The organism is Methanomassiliicoccales archaeon, assembly GCA_036504055.1.
Taxonomy (GTDB): Archaea; Thermoplasmatota; Thermoplasmata; order Methanomassiliicoccales; family UBA472; genus DASXVU01.
Window position 1 is genome coordinate 1 of sequence record DASXVU010000011.1, and the last position, 18,784, is coordinate 18,784.

An 18,784-nucleotide genomic window follows, 5' to 3' on the forward strand; every position below is an offset into this window, starting at 1 on the left:
TCTCCGCATCCATGAGCCAGTTGACCCCATCCATCGAGGTCATGTAACGGTTCTCTTCCTCCCTTATGTCCAGAAGGACCATCGTATGCAGCCCGCGTTCCTTGTTCTCCAGGATGCGTTCGTACGGACTGGAGGGAAAATATTCGCCCTCCACGAACGGTAGGGTGACGGTCCTTCCGAACTTGTATGGCTGAAGCCCCAAGGACGAGGGGCAGGCGCTGAAGATCGAGACCCCGTGGATCACTTTGGTAGGGATTCCCGCATCCACCGCTTGGATACGCAGGTCCACATGGGTTGTTGCGGCCATGGTGTCCCCGGCAGTGACGAACGCCACCTTCTTCTCCTTGGCTGCGTCCACCACCATCTCCGACTCCTCCACGTCCTTCCGCCTGAGCACCGTGATATCCTTACCGATGGCTTTACCGAGATCCTCCAGCGAGGCGTCGATCAGCCTAGAAGTGTAGAACTCCACGAATATCTGGTCGCAGCCCTTCAATTCTCTAAGGGCTCGGACGCTCATGTCGTCCACCCCGCCCAACCCTAAACCAACAAATAGCAATTCGCCCATCGACATCACCGTGCGCTCTCTATGCGTTCGCGTACCGAAGGGTGAAGGCGAGTCCGTCCGTAAAAAGCTTTTAGACCTGGGAGTCCTGGATTCGGCGCTAAAGATCATCAGGGAGGATGACTCGATCCTGTTCCCGGTGCTCGGTGACAATATTCCCGACATGGGACTCGAGGTCTGCGAAGAAGAGTTCGATGAGCGCCGCCTCATGGAAACGGACTATAAATCTCTGGTAGCTCTGCCCAATGAGCTCAGGCCCCTGCTGCCCACGTCGTTCGACGTCATCGGTGACATCGGAATATTCCGGTTGCCGGACGAACTATCTCTTTACGCAAAGGAGATCGGTTCGGCCCTTCTATCTGCGTTCCCGCGGCTTCGCACCGTCGCCATTGACAAAGGCGTCAAGGGAGAGTTCCGGGTGCGTGACCTGGAGGTGGTGGCCGGCGACGAAAGGTTGGAGACCGTCCACCAGGAATACGGGATCAAACTGCTGGTCGATCCCAGCCTCGTCTATTTCAATCCCCGACTGGCTGGCGAGCGCCATAGAGTGGCATCGCTGGTAAGGGATGGAGAGACCGTTATCGACATGTTCTCCGGTATCGGTCCTTTCGCCATCATGATCGCCAAGCAAGCGAAACCGTTCGTGGTGTTCGGACTGGACATCAATCCGGAATGCATCGAGTACATGAAAAGGAACATCGAGATCAATAAGGTCACCACCGTGGTCCCGTTAGAGGGTGATTCCAAGCACCTTATATTCGACATACCATGCGCCGACCGGATCGTGATGAACCTGCCGCACACTGCCAGGCAGTTCTTCCCCGAGGCATTGACACGGCTGAACATCGGCGGCACCATGCACTTCTACCATATCTGTGAAAGGAACGAGATCGATTCGGTTCTGGACCAGATGGTGCTCGAGGCCAGAGGCATGGGGGTCTGCGTCGACATAGCCCACAAGGAGGAACTGAAGACCTACTCCCCAAGTGCCAGCGTCTTCAGCGCCGACCTATTTCTTCGTGACTGGTGCTAGAGTGATCCCTTTCTGACCCTGGTAGTTACCGCTCCTCTTTTCGTAGGTCATCTCGCAACTGGAATGCATCTTCTCCAACACCATCTGCACAAAACGGCAGCCTATGGGGACCTCGACCGAATGGGCGGAGGCGTTGAATCCTGTGAAGGTGAGGGTTCCATGGAATCCGGCATCGATCTTGCCAAGGCCGATCAGTAGCCCTTTTCTTATCCAGGAAGTCCTGGTCCAGAGCTGGGCGGCGATATCATCGGGCAGTTCGATATGTTCTATGGTGCTGACGAAGAACATCTTTCCCGGGCCGATGATGGCAGTTCCCTCACGCTTGGTCTCACCGGAATCTGCCATCCTGATCTCGGCTATGCGCAGGTCGTACCCGTTGGGGGTGAGACTTGCGTCAGAATAGTCCTTTATCACAAGTCTCCCGCTATTCATCATCTCGACGATCTCATGGTCCGGAACGATGCACATGACCCACCTCAACTCGCTTCCTGCACATTAGTGTAACGCACTATCCTAACGTTCGATCCTTTATCGAGGGCTGTATCGCCGACTCGGAGAACCAAAGCGAATAGTTATCATACGCGAAACGAAATTCTCCTTCCAGAATGTCGTTTTTTGCTCATGAGGACAAAGTGAATCCAAAGTCACTGCGTTCCATAGACCTTCATGATCACGTGGCCATCATCTACGAGTCCCAACAAAGCATGTTCGATCTGCTCGCCGAGCTGTGCCGGATCGGCATAGAGAGGAATGAAAGGTGTTTGATAGCGACCTTTGAAGGTAACGAGATCGAGACCCATCTCCGGCGGGCAAGGATCGATGTGGATTCCGCCAAGGCCTGTGGAGCCCTGATCTTTCAGGATGTCCTAGACATATTCCCTGACGAGCCGAGCTTCGATCCAGATGGGACCGTCGCTCTATTCGAGAGAATGATCAACGAGGCAGTGGATCAAGGTTTTTCTGGATTGAGGGTGTTCAATTCGTCGTATTCGCCCGCAGCCTTTGGTGACGCCGAGGTCCATCTCGACTTCGTCGCGAGGATGGGCGGGGTGGTGAGGGACAATAAGGTAGTTCGGATCAGCCTCTTTGATCTGAACGAGCAGGAGCACGACGTGATCATAAACGCCATACTCAGCCATCCTATCATCATCCTGAGAGGGATCGTGTGCAACAATTTTTTCTATATCCCGCCCGAGCAGTTGTTCAGCCCCAAGGGCGGTTCCCCTGAGTTGTACAGGTTGATGGACAACCTGATCGACGTCCATCATAACGAGCTCAGCCTCAAGGAGAGCCACGACGAGCTTGAATCTACGAATCGGATGCTTCGTGAGGAGATCAACAAGAGGAAAATGGTGGAATGGGCCCTCCTGATATCCGAGCTAAGATACCGCAACACACTGGATTCGATCAATGAACCGGTCATTGTCATCGACCAGGACTATAGGGTCACCGTGATAAACAAGGCAATGGAGGTCATGGGTGACAAGCTCGGAGTGAACTGCCGCTGTGTCGGTCGGCCATTTCTAGAGGCGTTCCCGCGGCTCTCAAAACAGGAATTGGACGAATACGCTCAAGTGTTCAAGAGTGGGGAAACGATCGTCTCCCAACGGATATACAACCCGAACGGCATCAAGGTGTTAGCCGAGGTGAGCAAGGTGCCGATGAAGGATGGGGACAAAGTTACGAACGTTACAACAATAATCAGAAAGTTGGACGAGAATGAAAAAGATGCCTGAAAATATACTCAGAAAGTGGGTCTTGTTCTCAATATTGATACTCAGGTATCGACGTTAATATACCATGGTGGCGATGTGTAACATGGGATATGGGAGCACTCGATACCAGTACATTCAAGAGCGGATGCATTAAGGATCGATTTCGACACCACCTCGCTCCCCTCCTCCTCTTTTTAAATTTCATCTCTGCAAGGTGACGCGTCTTCATCGGAAAGACGATTGTTCGTAGTGACTAGGTACTCCATCGAATTCGGCAATTATTAATATGGTTGAAACGTTCAAGGATTAGTTGGATGTATCATCCAATTGCGGCTGTAGGGGCCGAAAGAACAGGGGGTTTTCAAGAATGGTGAAGAAAGGTGCAATCATAGCGGTCGTCGTCGTCATGGCATTGGTCGCTGTAAGCTTGTTTGCTTTTGTCGGTATGAACAACACTAAAACCAAGGACGTCGGCAGGATCACCTTCGTAGACGCGTTGGGGAACAATGTAACGCTAAACTCGACACCTATGAGGGTCGTGTCGGCCTCGCCGAGCACCACCGAACTTCTGTATGCGATGGGGGTCAATAACACGATCGTAGGAGTCACTGACTATTGTGACTACCCTCTGAACGATACCGGGAAATCCCCGAAAGAAATCTTCACCAGCATTGGCGGTTTCTATTCGCCTAGCAAGGAAAAGATAGCTGGACTCAACCCCGACCTGGTCCTCCTGGACGCGGGGGTCAAAAGCCAGCGGGATCTGAACACATTTTTCGACTCGCTGGGCATGAAATATGTTTCACTTTACCCGGGTAAGAATGTCACCGAGATTGAGAAGAACATAGAATTCATCGGACAGATATATGACAAAGGGGCGAAAGCCGCCTCTTTGATCACTGATATGAACGATAAGCTGTCCGCGATATCGAACGCGACCAGCAGCATACCATCCAAACTCAAGGTGATGGTGATGGTGTCTTGGAGCCCCTCGATCTACGTGAATGGCGGGAACACCTTCATTAACGATATCATCGTCGCCGCCGGCGGCGTTAACGCCTTTGGGAACGCCTCGGGCTATCTGATCGTCTCGAAGGAGGGCGTCGTCCAGGCCAATCCAGACGTGATAATTGTCGCATCGTCGATGATACCGGGTCTGACCTCACAGGAGGTCCTGGACCAGATCAAGGGCGATGCCCTTCTGCGGTACACGAACGCCGTCATTAACAACAAGGTCTTCGTCATCCAGGACCAGGCAGAGAGCTGCTTCCTGCGCCAGGGGATAAGAGTGGTCCAAGCGACCCAACTGCTGGCCGATATGCTGTATCCGACCATGTTCGGAGAGAGCATACCCAATATACTGGGAAGCGATTACGGCATCTACTTGCCCCAGAGCGGAATTACCGGAGCGATCACCCAGCAAACGGTCATGACATCGTCCATATCTCGGTGATGTCTTGAACGGTTCAGTGGTCGAGCGGGCGAAGTCCAGGTTATTGCTTATCGTAATAGCCGGAAGCATCTCGCTCACCCTGCTCTTTTTCCTTTCCTTGGCGGTCGGTGCCTATGGCATGTCCTTCGAAACGGCCATGTCCTCCTTCTTTCATCTCATTACCGACCCGGGTGACCCCAACAGGTCATTGGATGAAGGGATCATATTGAGCTCAAGGCTGCCCCGGACGCTGTCCGTCATAGGGGTGGCCATCGGCCTTTCGATATCAGGCGCTGTCATGCAGGCGATCATCAGGAATCCGCTGGTCGACCCCTACATCACCGGTGTTTCGTCTGGGGCCGCGCTCGGCGCCTCCCTCGTGGTGATGGGCGGAGTATCAGTGGTGGGCATCGGCGTGTATTCTATGCCTCTGGCCGCCTTCGTAGGTGCCATCGCGGCCTTTGCTTTGACCCTGTCCCTATCCGAGGCGGCCGGAGGAAAGCCGATTAGCTTCGTACTGGCCGGGGTCATGATCGGACTGGGCCTGTCATCGTTCACCAACATCCTTGCGGTACTGAACCCGGACGAGCACAAGGGCATACTTTTCTGGATGTTCGGTTCGTTCACAAATGTTGATCTGAACCAGACATTGATCATCTTGATACCGACGATCGCGATCGTCATCGTGATGCTGGTATACGCAAGGGACATGAACGTCATGCTCCTCGGTGAAGAGCAGGCTGGTCAGCTCGGCCTGAACACCCGCAATTTCAAAAGGGTCATGATGGTCCTTACTTCCTGCCTGACTGGTATCTGTGTGGCATTCACGGGTGTCATCGCATTCCTGGGTCTGATCGTTCCCCACTCCGCCCGGATGATCGTAGGCAGCGACCACAGGTTGCTACTGCCAGCATCGATCGTGATCGGGGCCAATGTCCTTCTTCTCGCAGACATCGTGGCCAGGTCGGTCATCATGCCATCCGAACTACCGATAGGGGCGATAATATCATTGATAGGCGTTCCGTTCTTCGGATACCTGATGATCAGGAGGGGGAAGGAATATGGGGCCTGAAACTGGCACGGTAACCGTGAAGGTAAGCGGCATATCCTTCGGTTATAACGGGAAGAACACCCTGGACGGGATCGATCTAGAATGCGCCAGGGGTGAGTTCATCGGCCTCATAGGGCCGAACGGTTCCGGCAAGACCACGCTCCTTCGATGCATCAACGGAGTGCTCAAGCCAAAGGTCGGCACCATCTTCGTCGAAGGCAAGAACATCGACAAGATGAAGATCAAGGAGATCGCCCGGGTCTGCGCGAACGTCCCGACCGACGCCGCCGAGGACCTGACGCTGACCGTGCACGAGTTCGTGTTCCTAGGCCGGTACCCGTACGTCAGCGGAATGTGGTGGGAGAGCAAGGAGGACGAAGCGATCGTCGACAAGGCCATCGCCACGTTCAAGCTGGAATCCCTGGTCAATCGCAAATTGAACGAACTGAGCTCTGGGGAACAGGCCAGGGTGCTGCTGGCCAAGGCGGTGGTCCAGCGCCCGCAGGTGATGCTTGTGGATGAGCCGTCCGCCCACCTCGACCTCCGTTACAAGCTGGAGGTGATGGAAGAGCTGCGTTCCCTTTCAAGGACCGGGATCACCGTCATCACCGCATCGCATGACCTCAACCTGATGTCCAAGTTCTGCGACCGGGTCCTTATGATCAGCGCAGGCAGGATAGTCTCGTTCGGTCTGCCGTCGGAGGTCATGACCGAGCAGAACATCAGGGACGTGTACGGGGTAGAGGTCAGGATATTCCGCGAAGATGACGAGATATATGCCATTCCAAAGAGGTCGATAAGGCAATGAACGTGGAGGAACTGGTCCGTGCGGACCTCTTGAACATCAAGCGGCCGATTCACGGCGGCCTGGGCTGGAAATACCAGGGCGTGGAGGACTTCAGCTCGAACCTGAACCCTCTGGGTCCGCCATCGCAGGTCCGTGACTATATGCTGGAGGCCGCGGACAAGCTTATCTACTATCCCGACGACGGCGGGATGGAGCTCAAGGATGCAATATCCAGACGGTTCGGCGTCAACAAGGATAACATCATGCTCGGAGCCGGCTCGGCCGAGCTTATCCGTCTGTTCCCAGACGTATTCATCAACAAGGGGGACGGGGTCATCATGCCCCGGCCGACCTTCGCCGAGTATCAGTTCGCCCTTAGGATGAGAGGCGCCAGCGTGCATGATTTCCCGCTTTGCGAGATCGACGGGTTCCATTTCGACTTCGCCCGGCTGAACTACATGATCGAGTCGGGATCGAAGGTGGTCTACATCTGCAATCCCAACAACCCCACCGGTGTCGTGGAAAGCAGGAAGCGTATCGTGGAGATCATCGACGAGTGCGAAAAGCAGAACACCATCGTCTTCCTGGACGAGACGCTGCTCGAGCTGGTGGACAACGCCCGGGACCTCACCTGCGTCTCAGAGGCCGAGAGCCACGACAATCTTTTCATCATCCGCTCGTTCACCAAGTGCTTCGCCATACCGGGCATGCGGGTAGGATACGCCGTGGGCTCGAAGGACCTCATCCGGCACATGGACAACGCCCGGCTGGCGTGGAACCTGGGTCAGGTGGAGATGCACGTCGCCTCAAGGCTCTTGGATGATTGTTACGGTCACATCGAGAAGGCTGCCCGCCTCATGGCCGAGGAGAAGTCCTATCTGCTCGAGGGCATCCGCAGGACCGAGGTCGTCTCGGCCTCGAGACCGGACGCCTTTTTCTTCTTCAACCGGGTCAACGGCGGTCTGGACTCGAAGCAGCTGAAGGACCTGCTGCTCCGGTTCAACGTCCTGGTTCGGGACTGCGGTTCGTTCGGAAGGCCGTTCGAGAAGTTCGCCCGTTTCGCCGTCAAGACCCATGACCGGAACGTGCACCTGGTGGAGGCGTTCAAGCGGACGGCCGAGATCATGGAGAACCTGAAATCTAAGGGTGAATGATCTTGCTGTCCGATCTATACCTGTACGGTCTATTGACGCTCGTTCTCGCGGTCGTTATAGATCTACTGCTAGGCGAGCCGCCGAACGCCGCCCATCCAGTGGTCTGGATCGGCAAGGTCATAGGGTTCATGGACCGGCACACCAAGAGGAACGGAAGGAAGGGTTCCGAGCGGGTGAAGGGCATATTCCTGGCCTTGGTGCCCCTGTTGCTCTTCCCGTTCATGTTCACGCTGTTGCTGTTCCTGCTCCGCGATCTTTTCGGAGCGGTGATCTGGGCCATCGGATGTGCGCTGATCCTGAAGACCATGTTCGCCATCAACGCCATGGGAAAGCACACGCTGCCGATCCAGAAAGCTCTGGAACGTGGCGACATGGAGGCGGCAAGGAAGGGCGCTTCGATGATCGTCTCCCGCGACGTCAACAAACTGGACCGAGAGCATATCATCTCCTGTGCGGCCGAGTCGGCGGCGGAGAACACCGTGGACAGCATCTTCTCGCCGTTGTTCTTCTTCGGGCTGGGAGGCATGCCTCTTATCATCTTCTACCGGGTGTCGAACACGCTGGACGCCATGGTCGGCTACATCGACCATCCGTACACGCATGTAGGATGGTTCAGCGCCAAGCTGGATGACTGCACGAACTACATCTGTGCCCGGATATCGCTTCCGTTCATCCTACTTGCCCTGATGATCCTCGGAATGGACTGGAGGGGTGCATGGAGGGACGCCAAGAAGTACCACAAGGCCACCCTCTCGCCGAACAAGGGATGGTCCATGTCCGCCTTCGCGGGCGGCCTGGGCATCCGTTTTGAGAAAGTAGGATGGTACGTCATGGGCGACGGGCCGTTGCCGACCGACCCGAAGGTTATCGGCAATACGGTCAAGGTGATGAAGGTCTCGGCGCTGCTGTTCATCGCACTGGTGGTGCTGCCGCTATTCCTTTTCGTCGGGCTCAATGTCCAGATATATATCGAAAACCTATTCTCGGGTCTAGTCGGGTGGTTGTGATCATGGGCAAGGTGGAAGTGACTACGGAGTTCAGGGAGGTCGGAGAGAATACGGTAATGGTGGTACGGCTGCCGAAGAGAATGAAGGTCCTCAGCACGACGGTGCTCAACGGAGGGTTCTCGGTCTCGGACACCCTTCTCTCGATCCAGGTCCCCATCCATTACAATGGCACGGACCCCGAATCGGAAGTGGTCGATATCTGCAGGACGCTCGGGCTCTGCGCCGAGGCGGTCGGTTTCATGACCGCCGTCGACCTGAAGAAAGTGATCACGATCGTCAGCGAGGAGTATCATGGCATCAACGCCACCGTGGTCGCGACATCTGGAGTCAAGAACGCGGTCTATGCCGGGGAGCTCATGACCGACGCCCTGGTCCGTGGACTGAACGGTCCCGGAACGATCAACATCATCGTCGTCCTGGACAGGCCTCTGCACGAGACTGGCATGGCCAACTCCCTGATCACCATCACCGAGGCGAAGACCGCCGCCCTCATGGATACCAAGACCAAGGGCACCGGGACGACCAGCGATGCCATAGCGATCTGCTGCCCGGAGGGCGATGGGGAGAAGTATGCTGGCACCGCGACCGATGTGGGCATATGCATGGCCCGCGCCGTACGCAAAGCGGTGGCCGCCTCAACGCTCAAATGGTATGCCCGGCCTGGCCCAGTGGATTTCATCAAGCTGCTGGACGACCGGGGCATCACCATGGAGGAGATGTGGACCGCGGCCAACAAGCTGGTGTTCCCCAACCCTGATTGGCCGGAGGGATTCCTCAAGGGCAAATTCGTGGAGCGTATGAACCTGCTCCGGCAGGACATCAACGTCAACGCCATGGTCAAGGGGGCCATCCTTCTGGAGGATGCGGGCAATTCACAGGACCTCTACGGTCTCGACAACGGGGTCTTCGAATCCGATCCGGTCCACCTGCTGGCCGACGAGCTCATGGGGATCGCCCTGGCGGAGTACATCACCGGTACCAAGGGGCTGTTCGAATACGTTCGTTACGACCGAAAGAAGCCCGGCATCCTGGCCGAGCTCGGCCCGTTCCTCGACGACATCGTGGGTGCGTTGATCGGCGCGGTAATGTCCAGGATATACTCTGATCTACTGGAGGCGGAAGGACGACTACAATAGGCGCGGTCAAAGCAGCATTCTCGATGTTCACGATGATACCGCTGGACGTCGAAGGCGAAGAGGTTGTCGGGCTGTCAAAACGATTCTACCTGATTGTCCTGGTGGGAGCGTTCTACGGATTGATCGCCGGATCGCTGATGTGGGCCCTATCACAGGTGTTCACCGTTCTGACCGCAGGAGTGCTGGCCCTTTTGGTGGTCCATGCTCTGAACCGTTTCCTGCACTTCGATGGGCTGAGCGATTTCGGTGACGGAATGATATGCAGCGGCGACCAGGAGAAGAAGATGAGGGCGGTCAAGGACTCGCACACCGGTGCTGGAGGCATCGGATACTCCATCGTCTTCACTGCGCTGAGCATCGTGGCGCTAGGTGAGCTCTCACCGCAGCTGGTCTTCTTCGGGCCGTTCGTGGCCGAACTGCTGAACAAGAACGCCATGGTCTTCGCCGCTTCGGCCGGTTCCTCCCGGGAAGGGCTGGGTGGCATTTTCGTAAAGAACGCGTCGGCCAAGACGGCCGCGATCTCCGCCCTGATCTCGCTGGTGTTCATCATACCGGTGAGTTACGCCTTCTATTGGTACTATGGGCTGTCGATGTACTGGCTGATCTTCATGATCGTGGCGCCGTTGGTCATCAGCTGCGTGGTCGGAACGATCGCCGCCAGGATAGCCATGAAAGGGTTCGGCTGCGTCAACGGGGATGTCCTCGGTGCTACCAACGAATTCTCCCGGCCGTTCGTGCTTTTGACCGTCTCGGCGGTGGTCTGGTGCCTGGCCACGCTGCACTGGTGACCGCCGGCGGCAAGGGCAGCCGCATCAGCGAACTGGGTGTCGAGAAACCGTTGGTGCCTATCGCCGGCGTGCCGATGATAGACCGTATTCTGGAAGAACTATCCAGATCTTCGAGGATCGACCGGATCTACGTATCGGTGAGCCCTTTGGCACCGAAGACCAGAGATCATCTCGATGGCAGCGACGTTGTGATAATCGAAACGCCAGGTAACGGTTATGTGGCCGATCTGAACAGCTCTATGCGTGCCATCGAGGAGGACGCCGTCATGGTCTGTCCTTCGGATATGCCGCTGATCACCTCTGCCGGGGTTGACGAGCTCATCGCCACCTATGATGAAAGGGCACAGCCCTCCCTAACGGTGGCGCTGCCGCCAAAGGTCGTTGAGTCGCTGGGATTGATCGTCACGTATGTCGAGGAGATTGAAGGCAGACCGCTGACATTCTGCGGGGTGAGCGTGGTTGACCGTAAGGAGATGCTGACCGGTAACTTCTTGCCAGGCGGTTATTTCGTCACCGAAAAGGAGGAGTTCGCCGTGAACGTCAATACCGTCCACGACCTCCGCCTGGCAGAAAGGATTTTGGAGGAGAGACCCAGGTAGTCCGTGTCTAGTGTTTGGCTAGGGCCATGATCTTCTCATAGTTCTTCTCGATCTCGGCGAACAGGGTCTTGCAGGTGATCGCCCCGCTGCTCTGGCAGAATGCCGCTATGGATATCCCTCCGGCGCCCACACCTTCCTTGACCAGGCCCTTCTCGTAGAAGGTCAGCCCATCGTGCTTGGTCGATGAGAAGTCCAGGTTGGCCGCCAGGACCGGCACGTGGCCGATCTGCTTCACGATGCCTACCAGGTCGGCGGATGGGTCCTTCATGATCCATCGGGTCGTTCCGAGCGCGACATTGTCCAACGCCTTCGGTTCCATCGATTTCACGACGGCCAGGACCGCGGCCATCTGGGTCCCTCCGGCAAGAATGACCGGGACCTTTCTGGCCGCGCCCACGATCAGACCGGCTGCCGCCGGCATCATCGGGTCCCCGACGGCCGCCACGGCCAGCATGCCGTCGTTCTTCATCTGCTCAGGGGTCGATCTGGACTTGGATATGCCCTCCTTGGCGATCGAGGATTTGAGCGAGTGCGGGTTTTCCGGCAATGTCGAACTGACCTTGCCGTCGGCGTTGTAGCCTAATGCCAAAAGGACCGCCAGGGCGGTCGTCGTTCCCCCGGCTATGCTCTCACCAACGACCAGATAGTCAGAGACCTTGGCCAGGTTCTCTCCGGCTATGACCGCGTTTTCGTAGACCCGTTTGGGATCACGGACCGCCGCCCCGGTCTTGATGTCCTCTCCTGGATACCCTTCCAGCTCGAAATAGGGCGCATGGGGCCGTACCCGGACGCCCCCGTTTGCGGCATAGAACGGCATTCCGGTCATCCCGATTGCGCTCATGGTGACCAGCGCCGGTGTCGGTATGCCGTTCGGCGTAACAGGCACTCCATCGATGCACTTGCATCTTCCATAATATAGCAATTCAATGTCCGCGGCAGGCGTGAAATCCGTGATGGCCGGAACCGCGCCCGCGGCCGATATGCCAGGGATCTTCGCCGTTTCGGTGTTACCTATCACGCAGATGAATGTCGGTCTCTTGCCCCAGACCTTCTCGACGAATGCCTTGGCCTTCGCTTCCTCATTGCAGATCAGGATGTCCTCAGGGACTTTGAAGTTCATTTGTTGACACCTCTCAAAGTAGTTGGATGATACATCCAATGTATGAGAAATAGACTATTTAATGCTTTTTCGAAGAGAAAATCATGTGCGGATACAGTCACAGATCGCTTTCTAGATGAATATCTTCGGCAACAGGTCGCCGAGCTGGATGCACTTGGATTCCTGTTCGCAGAACCGCTTTCCCTCGGCCGAAGTGACTAGGTGGTCGGTGATGGCGTATGGAACCTTCATCACGATGTGTTCCCCGGTGACCGAAGAACACCCATGGTCCACGATGACGGCGATGCGGCAGTTGGAGAACGATTTTGCATTGCGCATGAGCTCCTTATCGACCGCCTCCAGCAATTCCACTTTTTCTCTCGGGGCGCGTTTATGGGATATATCGTCGGTCTCCTCGACATGCAGGAACACATCCTCTTTTTTGATCAATGAAGCGGCTTCCTTGATGCCATGTTTGAAATCCGAGACACGTTTCGATCTGATGCCCAGGAAAGCGGCCACTCCCAGAGCCGAGGGGCTCTTGGAGATTATGGTCATCGGCGGGACCTTCCTGCTGCTGGCCCTTGCCTCTTCAGCCAGCTTTCCGAAGCCCCCGCCCCAGGGCAGCATGGTTATGCCGCCAGTGTGCATCGCCACGGACTCAGCGAATTCCTCGAACTCGTAAAGGTCCTCCGGCATGACGTCCGCCGGGCTCGGCGGCTTGGGCAGGTCCAAAATTCGGTTGCTCTCCACGGTCATCACCGCCTTGCCCCCTTGGTAGAACAGGATGCTCGGTTTCATCCCGGAGATGTGCTTCTTGCTTTTCAGGACCGCTTTCTGCAGCTCGATCTCGTCCGCACAGGACACCTTGTAGTACCATTCCACTCTTCCGTTGACGATCTTGGCCGGTGTCATACGATATGCGATCCTCGACGCATCCAGTGGAAGTCCCAGTCCGAAGGCCTCGATCACTCCCCGGGGCACATCGAGCGGCTTGCCGGAGAACAGCTGCAGAAGGAAGAAATGGGTGTATTCCCGCGCGTCCGTGCATCCCAACTCGCCGCTCGAAGCGACCGAATTGATGAACTTCATCGTGGAGACCTGGAGAGGGGTCTTGTAATCAAGTGCCGGCACCTTGTCGTCGGTCGCTCCGTCGAGCATGATCACAAGGGTCCGCCTCGAGTTGGACATATCATCCATTATCACGATTCACATCCTTAATCGTTTGCAGTGCCACTGAATTCTAAACAAATGGCCAGTATCCTAACGCCGTGATAGCGCGACCGCACATTGGCCGGCAGATATGCATTCATCGCCGTTGGGAAGCTGATCGGGCAGCAGCAACTCGAACCCTTTGGAGCGGGCGATCTCCTTGGTCAAACGGCAGACAGTGGCGTTGTACGAGACTCCTCCAGTGAGTCCGATCGACGTAAGGCCTTCATCCTCGGCCTCCAGGCATGCGATATCCACCATGGACTCCAGCATGGCCTTGACGAAACTGATTGCCAGATCCTCCTTCTTACCCTCGGACTCGAAAAGCTGGGCGAACAGCGGTATGGTCTGCACCACTCCGTTCTTGACCTCCGCGGCCAGCTCTATGGTGGGTTCGCCCTTTTCCAGCCACCTCTCCAGCTTCATGGCCGGCTCCCCATCATAGGAGCGGTACTGGCATATCCCGAGGTAGCAGGACAGGGCGTCCATGACCCTTCCCATGCTGGTGGTCATCGGGCTCTTGGTCATCAGTTTCCGGAGCAAAGCCGAGTCCACGTCGGTGAAATACCCGCCATCCAGTCCCAGAGATTCGCGGACAGCGAAGACCAGGCGTTTGACATCGTACACCGCCTTCTCACCACCGAGGAGCGGTATCTCCTGCAGGTGGCCCACCCTGCGGTAGGAGTCGAACCGGGAGTGCAGGACCTCGCCGCCCCAAGCGTTTCCGTCCTCTCCATAACCGGTGCCGTCCAGGGTGAGGACCACCGCTTCATCGATGCGCCGGTCCACCATGAGGGCGGAGGCGTGGGCCCAATGGTGCTGGACCTCCACTAGTCTGACGTCCGATCCCTCGGCGAGGCGTTTTCCAAGTCTCCGGGTCGAATATCCTGGGTGCAGGTCGATGCCGATCGCCTCTATGGTCTCTGCTCCGAGGAGTCTCCTCTGGTATGCAAGCCCGGACTCCAGGAACTCGAGCACTCCGGCCGAGCTGGCGTCCCCGATATACTGGGTGGCATACAGTCTCTTCCCGGTGACCAGTGCGCCGGCTATGCTCTCCTGCGCCCCCAGACCGACCGCCGTCCCGTCGAACGGGAAATCGACCGCGACCGGGATGTGCCCCCTCGATTTGCGGATAAAGAAAGTGCCGTTCTCGAAGCTGCGCACCACCGAGTCATCGCATCGGTTCACGATCTCCCGGTCGTGGAAAAGGTAGCATTCCGCTCCCAGCGCCATTGCGTCCTCGTCCCGCAGGACCATCGGTTCTCCCGGGACGTTGGCCGAGGTCATGACCAGGGCGTCATCCTTCAATTCCGAGAACAGGATATGCTGCATCTCGGTGTAGGGCAGGAACACCCCGATGTTGCCTAACCCCGGCGCCACCAGTTCTGTGAGGTCGGAATCTGTTTTGGGCAACAGCACGATCGGACGGTGGGGGGACAGCAACAGCTCTTCCTCATGACCGTCCGGCGCAGCATACCTTCTGACTGCGTCCATATCCCGGACCATGATCGCAAATGGTTTCTGGCGGCGCCGGTACCATTGCCTCATCCTGGGAAGTGTCGACAAGGTGCAGCAGAGGTGCATGCCGCCCCAACCCTTTACCACGCCAATGAATCCCTTTTCAAGTTGTATGGCGAATGTCGAGATAGGCTCACCTTCGATCGGTCTGCCCTCACCGTCGAGAAGACGGAACCTCGGGCCGCATGCCGGGCAGGAAATGGTCTGATGGTGGAACCTCCTGGCCTTTGGATCATCATACTCCCGGAGACAGTCGGGGCACATCTGGAATCTGGCCATCGAAGTCAGCTCCCTGTCGTACGGAAGGTCCTTTATGATCGAAAATCGAGCGCCGCAATCGGTGCAGTTGGTGAAAGGATATAGATAACGCCGATCGGTCGGGTCAAACATCTCCTTCCTGCAATTCCCGCAGAGAGCAGTGTCATTGGGGATGCCCACGCCCTTCTGGCCGCTGGAACTCTTGACTATCCGGAAGCCCATGTCCACGAGATCATCCACGGGCATGCCTTCGGAAATCTCGAAGCTATCCAACCGGGCCAGAGGGGGCAATGCCTTGCGCAACTCCGTAACAAAGAGTTCCGAATCCCCGTCCACCTCGATGACCACGTTCGAGCCGTTGTTCTGAACATATCCGTGCATTCCCAACTGTGTGGCTACCCGGTGGACCGTTGGCCGGAAGCCTACTCCCTGGACAATGCCGCGGACGGTGATTCGCATCGATGGATTCGAACATCTGGGAATTATTTAACGTATTTGTAAATAGGTCATCCCCTACCGGGCAAAGTAATATACTGGTGACACCGATTCCGCAGGACAAGGGGATCAGAAATGAGCGACATCAGGACCGGACTGTATTATTCCAAGGACCACGAGTGGGTAAAGGTCGAGGGCGGAAACGCCCGTATCGGCATATCCGATCATGCCCAGCACGAGCTCAATGACCTGGCGTTCATCCAGTTGCCGAAGGTCGGAGACAAGGTGAAGGCCGGCGAGGTTCTGGGTATCGTTGAGAGCGTGAAGAACACGGCCGATGTCATCAGTCCGGTCAGCGGCACAGTGGTCGAGGCCAATTCTCCCTTGGAGGACAATCCCCAGGTGATCAACAAGTCCCCATACGATGAAGGGTGGATCGCCGTGGTCCAAATGGATTCGCCGGGCGATGTACTGAAGCTCCTGGACGCGCCGAGCTACAAGAAGTTCCTGAACGAGTGAGCTCAGATCATCCCTTTCAGCAAAAAGACATCGTGCAGGTCGTTGATGAAGCCGTGCTCGTCGGCGGCCAATCTCTTCTTCACTTCTTTCCATACATCTGGGCAGTCATCGAGTCCGAGCAGTTCCTTGATCGTCAGGTCCACCTCTTTTCTGTTGTCCGGTCTCAATTTGACGCCCGCCGCGATGACGACATCGTCGAGATGCCTGAGATAGCACGACATAGCGGGACATCGGCCTGGGATATAATCAACGTTCTCCATTCCTTTCATAATGTAGCCATCATATGGATGGGACGGTAATCATCGTAATGCCCCGACGGGCCTTTGATAGATACCGATTTATAACTCCTCTTTCAATCGATATAAATATTATTTCAGTCAGCTCATGCATAATAGATTACGGACTCTATATGGAACAGATATCAGGACCGGAACGGTCCGGAAGGTTATGGACAATTTTTCCCTGAGAGAATGTCCGTTACAATTCGTTATCGGTGAAGCATGAACAGTGGCCATTATGGAAAATGGTAGGAAGAGCAGATAAATGTCATTTAGAAGAGTATTGTTGATTAAACCCTCTGGAAGGCACGGCCTCTCCTACGCATTTGACCTGATCCCCACCGGGCTGGAGTACATCGCCGCTTCATTGGAGGATATAGTTGATGAAGTGGTCATATTGGACCTGGAGATGGATGGCAGGCCTTATTCGGAAGTCGTTACCGAATCGTTGAGGGACATAAAGCCTGACCTGGTCGGCATAACGATGTCGGCGACGGAGCACAGCGAAGGTCTGGAGATCGCCCAAATGGCCAAGGACCATGCGGCCGCCACCCTGATGGGCGGATATCATCCTACGGCGATCCCCGATGAGCTGCTATCGCATCACCAGGTGGACATGATTGTCCGTGGTGAAGGTGAGATGACAATTCGTGAGCTGGTCCAGAAAGGGGGGCCTCAGGGCGTCAAGGGCGTGTCGTACCGGGAGGGCGACAAGATCGTCCACAATCCTGACAGGAAGTTCATCGAGGACCTGGACACCCTTCAGTTTCCGGCCCGGCATCTGAGAAAGCACACATACGGAACGAGATTGATGCGGGACCGCGACTTCGATGTGTTGACAACGTCCAGGGGCTGCTGGGGCAGGTGCACCTTCTGCTGTGAACCGACAATGAGCAAGAGCCATCAACGTTACCGTTCGCCCGAGAACGTGATGAAGGAGATCCTGGAGATCGTCTCGTTCCATAACAACAGGCCACTCGCCATTGATATAACCGACCCTCATTTCATGGGCAAGCCGGAGCTGGTGGAGCGGTTCTGTGATCTTCTGGCGCCGCATCATCTTGACATCCGCTTTGGCGTTAAGGTGCGGGCCGACTCGGTGGCCAAACACCCCGAGATCGTTAGGAAAATGATCGCGGTCGGGATCGAGGGTTTCGAAATGGGCATCGAAAGCCCTAACCAAGAGGATATCCGGTCAACAGCGAAGGGAATGAGCATTGACGTGCACGTGACGGCGGTCAACAACATCAAGAAATTCGGAGGCAACGCAGGTGGGACCTTCGTCATCGGCCTTCCTGGTCAGACCGAAGAACAGATCCTGAGTTTCCCGGCCTATGCCAAGAAGATAGGGCTCACCAGCACAGCCTACGGCATTGCCACTCCATTTCCAGGTACGAAGTTCCATGAGGATCTGGATGCCCAAGGTCTGATATTCGAGACCGATTGGAATCGCTACGACGAGATGCACTCCATATTCCGGTCCGAACACCTCTCCAGCGAACGGACGGAAGAGCTGGCCTCGATATGCATGGCTAGGTTCTGGACGGTGGACATGTTCATCGAAAAGGAGCGGATGCACATGATAAGGTCCAATTCCAAGAGGCCCCTGGTAAAGTTCGTTATGGACAAGATGGGAGAGCTGGACTTCTCGCTGAGGATGGGTTCGCAGCTGCAGACCAAGAACCTGGGGAAGCACGTCATGTCTGTCATCGAGGCGTCCGCGGACCCCGGCGTCGAGAGATATACCAGGGAAGTGGGCGTGCATAATATCATCGAAATGCCCGTGCTGCTGCGGCTATTGGGAGATCAGAGGGTGCAGCTCACAGTGAAGAGCAATGGAGAGGCGGTCACAAGCTGGATACTCAAGACCGCCCAGAACAAGGTGGAGTATATCCAGGTCATACCGGGAAGATCCGACCAGAGCACTGTGAACGTAGATCTGGAGCTGGATGATTTCAATTTCAGCAAGAGCGGCAGTGTGGACCTGGTTGAGAGCGTCGCGATTCTGGGGAAGATGCTGGTTTCGAACAAAGGGATCAGGAAACAGCCGACAATGATCCGGCTGATCGTTGCCGGAGGTCTCGAGATGGTCGTGGGCTACGTGAGAAGCATCGACCGAAAGGTCTCCGGAAAACATTCCATCAATGTGACCGAAGGTTAACCCCTTCGATCCGTCATCGCGCAGACCGTTCTATCGA

The 18,784-nt window shown here is 56.1% G+C and carries 18 protein-coding genes; 12 read left to right on the forward strand and 6 right to left on the reverse strand.

From position 1 onward, the window contains the following. The coding region (gene dph5, locus VGK23_02890; protein ID HEY3419473.1) for a diphthine synthase at positions 1-520 on the reverse strand (520 nt) is incomplete at its 3' end. A 58-nt stretch (positions 521-578) separates the two neighbouring features. Here dph5 and VGK23_02895 point away from each other — a divergent pair. Next, complete coding sequence (locus VGK23_02895) at positions 579-1,598, forward strand: class I SAM-dependent methyltransferase family protein (protein ID HEY3419474.1); 1,020 nt, start codon at positions 579-581, stop codon at positions 1,596-1,598. Here the strand turns inward: VGK23_02895 and dcd are convergent. After that, on the reverse strand, positions 1,575-2,066 hold the full coding sequence (gene dcd / locus VGK23_02900; protein HEY3419475.1) for a dCTP deaminase: 492 nt from the start codon (positions 2,064-2,066) through the stop codon (positions 1,575-1,577). The two genes, VGK23_02895 and dcd, sit on opposite strands and share 24 nt — an antisense overlap. 164 nt (positions 2,067-2,230) lie before the next feature. Between dcd and VGK23_02905 the strand changes: the two genes are divergently transcribed. The 9 genes from VGK23_02905 to VGK23_02945 all read left to right on the forward strand — a co-directional run bounded on the left by VGK23_02905 (position 2,231) and on the right by VGK23_02945 (position 11,267). Further along, positions 2,231-3,334 carry an MEDS domain-containing protein gene (locus VGK23_02905; GenBank protein HEY3419476.1) on the forward strand — a complete coding sequence of 368 codons (1,104 nt, stop codon included), beginning with the start codon at positions 2,231-2,233 and terminating at the stop codon, positions 3,332-3,334. Between the two features lie 346 nt (positions 3,335-3,680). After that, entirely contained in the window at positions 3,681-4,766 is a 1,086-nt protein-coding gene (locus tag VGK23_02910; protein ID HEY3419477.1) for an ABC transporter substrate-binding protein, read from the forward strand. Positions 4,767-4,770: 4 nt separating this feature from the next. Beyond that, the gene (locus VGK23_02915; GenBank protein ID HEY3419478.1) at positions 4,771-5,817 is read left to right on the forward strand and encodes an iron ABC transporter permease; all 1,047 of its coding nucleotides are present in this window, start codon (positions 4,771-4,773) and stop codon (positions 5,815-5,817) included. Beyond that, complete coding sequence (locus VGK23_02920) at positions 5,807-6,604, forward strand: ABC transporter ATP-binding protein (protein ID HEY3419479.1); 798 nt, start codon at positions 5,807-5,809, stop codon at positions 6,602-6,604. The genes VGK23_02915 and VGK23_02920 overlap by 11 nt, the downstream gene beginning before the upstream one ends. Beyond that, complete coding sequence (locus tag VGK23_02925) at positions 6,601-7,737, forward strand: histidinol-phosphate transaminase (protein HEY3419480.1); 1,137 nt, start codon at positions 6,601-6,603, stop codon at positions 7,735-7,737. The genes VGK23_02920 and VGK23_02925 overlap by 4 nt, the downstream gene beginning before the upstream one ends. Further along, positions 7,734-8,744, forward strand: coding sequence for a cobalamin biosynthesis protein (locus VGK23_02930; GenBank protein ID HEY3419481.1), 1,011 nt, complete (start codon positions 7,734-7,736; stop codon positions 8,742-8,744). The genes VGK23_02925 and VGK23_02930 overlap by 4 nt, the downstream gene beginning before the upstream one ends. A gap of 2 nt (positions 8,745-8,746) precedes the next feature. After that, positions 8,747-9,880 (forward strand): phosphatidylglycerophosphatase A, encoded by a 1,134-nt coding sequence (locus VGK23_02935; protein HEY3419482.1) that lies wholly within the window; start codon positions 8,747-8,749, stop codon positions 9,878-9,880. A 23-nt stretch (positions 9,881-9,903) separates the two neighbouring features. Beyond that, a complete protein-coding gene (gene cobS, locus VGK23_02940; protein HEY3419483.1) occupies positions 9,904-10,668 on the forward strand; it encodes an adenosylcobinamide-GDP ribazoletransferase in 765 nt (254 codons plus the stop codon). Further along, positions 10,644-11,267, forward strand: coding sequence for an NTP transferase domain-containing protein (locus tag VGK23_02945; protein HEY3419484.1), 624 nt, complete (start codon positions 10,644-10,646; stop codon positions 11,265-11,267). The genes cobS and VGK23_02945 overlap by 25 nt, the downstream gene beginning before the upstream one ends. 7 nt (positions 11,268-11,274) lie before the next feature. Here the strand turns inward: VGK23_02945 and VGK23_02950 are convergent, their stop codons facing one another. The 3 genes from VGK23_02950 to hypF form a co-directional block, all read right to left on the reverse strand. Further along, positions 11,275-12,387, reverse strand: coding sequence for a TIGR00303 family protein (locus tag VGK23_02950; GenBank protein ID HEY3419485.1), 1,113 nt, complete (start codon positions 12,385-12,387; stop codon positions 11,275-11,277). A gap of 111 nt (positions 12,388-12,498) precedes the next feature. Further along, complete coding sequence (locus tag VGK23_02955; protein HEY3419486.1) at positions 12,499-13,557, reverse strand: hypothetical protein; 1,059 nt, start codon at positions 13,555-13,557, stop codon at positions 12,499-12,501. A gap of 72 nt (positions 13,558-13,629) precedes the next feature. Next, positions 13,630-15,813 carry a carbamoyltransferase HypF gene (gene hypF / locus VGK23_02960; protein ID HEY3419487.1) on the reverse strand — a complete coding sequence of 728 codons (2,184 nt, stop codon included), beginning with the start codon at positions 15,811-15,813 and terminating at the stop codon, positions 13,630-13,632. Positions 15,814-15,924: 111 nt separating this feature from the next. Here hypF and gcvH point away from each other — a divergent pair, with 111 nt between their 5' ends. Then, the gene (gene gcvH, locus VGK23_02965; protein ID HEY3419488.1) at positions 15,925-16,308 is read left to right on the forward strand and encodes a glycine cleavage system protein GcvH; all 384 of its coding nucleotides are present in this window, start codon (positions 15,925-15,927) and stop codon (positions 16,306-16,308) included. Between the two features lie 2 nt (positions 16,309-16,310). Here gcvH and VGK23_02970 read toward each other — a convergent pair whose 3' ends face one another. Then, complete coding sequence (locus VGK23_02970; protein ID HEY3419489.1) at positions 16,311-16,529, reverse strand: hypothetical protein; 219 nt, start codon at positions 16,527-16,529, stop codon at positions 16,311-16,313. A 343-nt stretch (positions 16,530-16,872) separates the two neighbouring features. Here VGK23_02970 and VGK23_02975 point away from each other — a divergent pair, with 343 nt between their 5' ends. Further along, complete coding sequence (locus VGK23_02975) at positions 16,873-18,747, forward strand: radical SAM protein (GenBank protein HEY3419490.1); 1,875 nt, start codon at positions 16,873-16,875, stop codon at positions 18,745-18,747. Positions 18,748-18,784 lie beyond the last annotated feature (37 nt).

Bases quoted from the DNA above. Each gene is read 5' to 3' on its own strand.
- dcd (HEY3419475.1), bottom strand. From the start codon at position 2,066: ATGTGCATCGTTCCGGACCATGAGATCGTCGAGATGATGAATAGCGGG.
- VGK23_02910 (HEY3419477.1), top strand. From the start codon at position 3,681: ATGGTGAAGAAAGGTGCAATCATAGCGGTCGTCGTCGTCATGGCATTG.
- VGK23_02920 (HEY3419479.1), top strand. From the start codon at position 5,807: ATGGGGCCTGAAACTGGCACGGTAACCGTGAAGGTAAGCGGCATATCC.
- VGK23_02925 (HEY3419480.1), top strand. From the start codon at position 6,601: ATGAACGTGGAGGAACTGGTCCGTGCGGACCTCTTGAACATCAAGCGG.
- VGK23_02930 (HEY3419481.1), top strand. From the start codon at position 7,734: ATGATCTTGCTGTCCGATCTATACCTGTACGGTCTATTGACGCTCGTT.
- VGK23_02935 (HEY3419482.1), top strand. From the start codon at position 8,747: ATGGGCAAGGTGGAAGTGACTACGGAGTTCAGGGAGGTCGGAGAGAAT.
- cobS (HEY3419483.1), top strand. From the start codon at position 9,904: ATGTTCACGATGATACCGCTGGACGTCGAAGGCGAAGAGGTTGTCGGG.
- VGK23_02950 (HEY3419485.1), bottom strand. From the start codon at position 12,387: ATGAACTTCAAAGTCCCTGAGGACATCCTGATCTGCAATGAGGAAGCG.
- VGK23_02955 (HEY3419486.1), bottom strand. From the start codon at position 13,557: ATGTCCAACTCGAGGCGGACCCTTGTGATCATGCTCGACGGAGCGACC.
- hypF (HEY3419487.1), bottom strand. From the start codon at position 15,813: ATGCGAATCACCGTCCGCGGCATTGTCCAGGGAGTAGGCTTCCGGCCA.
- gcvH (HEY3419488.1), top strand. From the start codon at position 15,925: ATGAGCGACATCAGGACCGGACTGTATTATTCCAAGGACCACGAGTGG.
- VGK23_02970 (HEY3419489.1), bottom strand. From the start codon at position 16,529: ATGTCGTGCTATCTCAGGCATCTCGACGATGTCGTCATCGCGGCGGGC.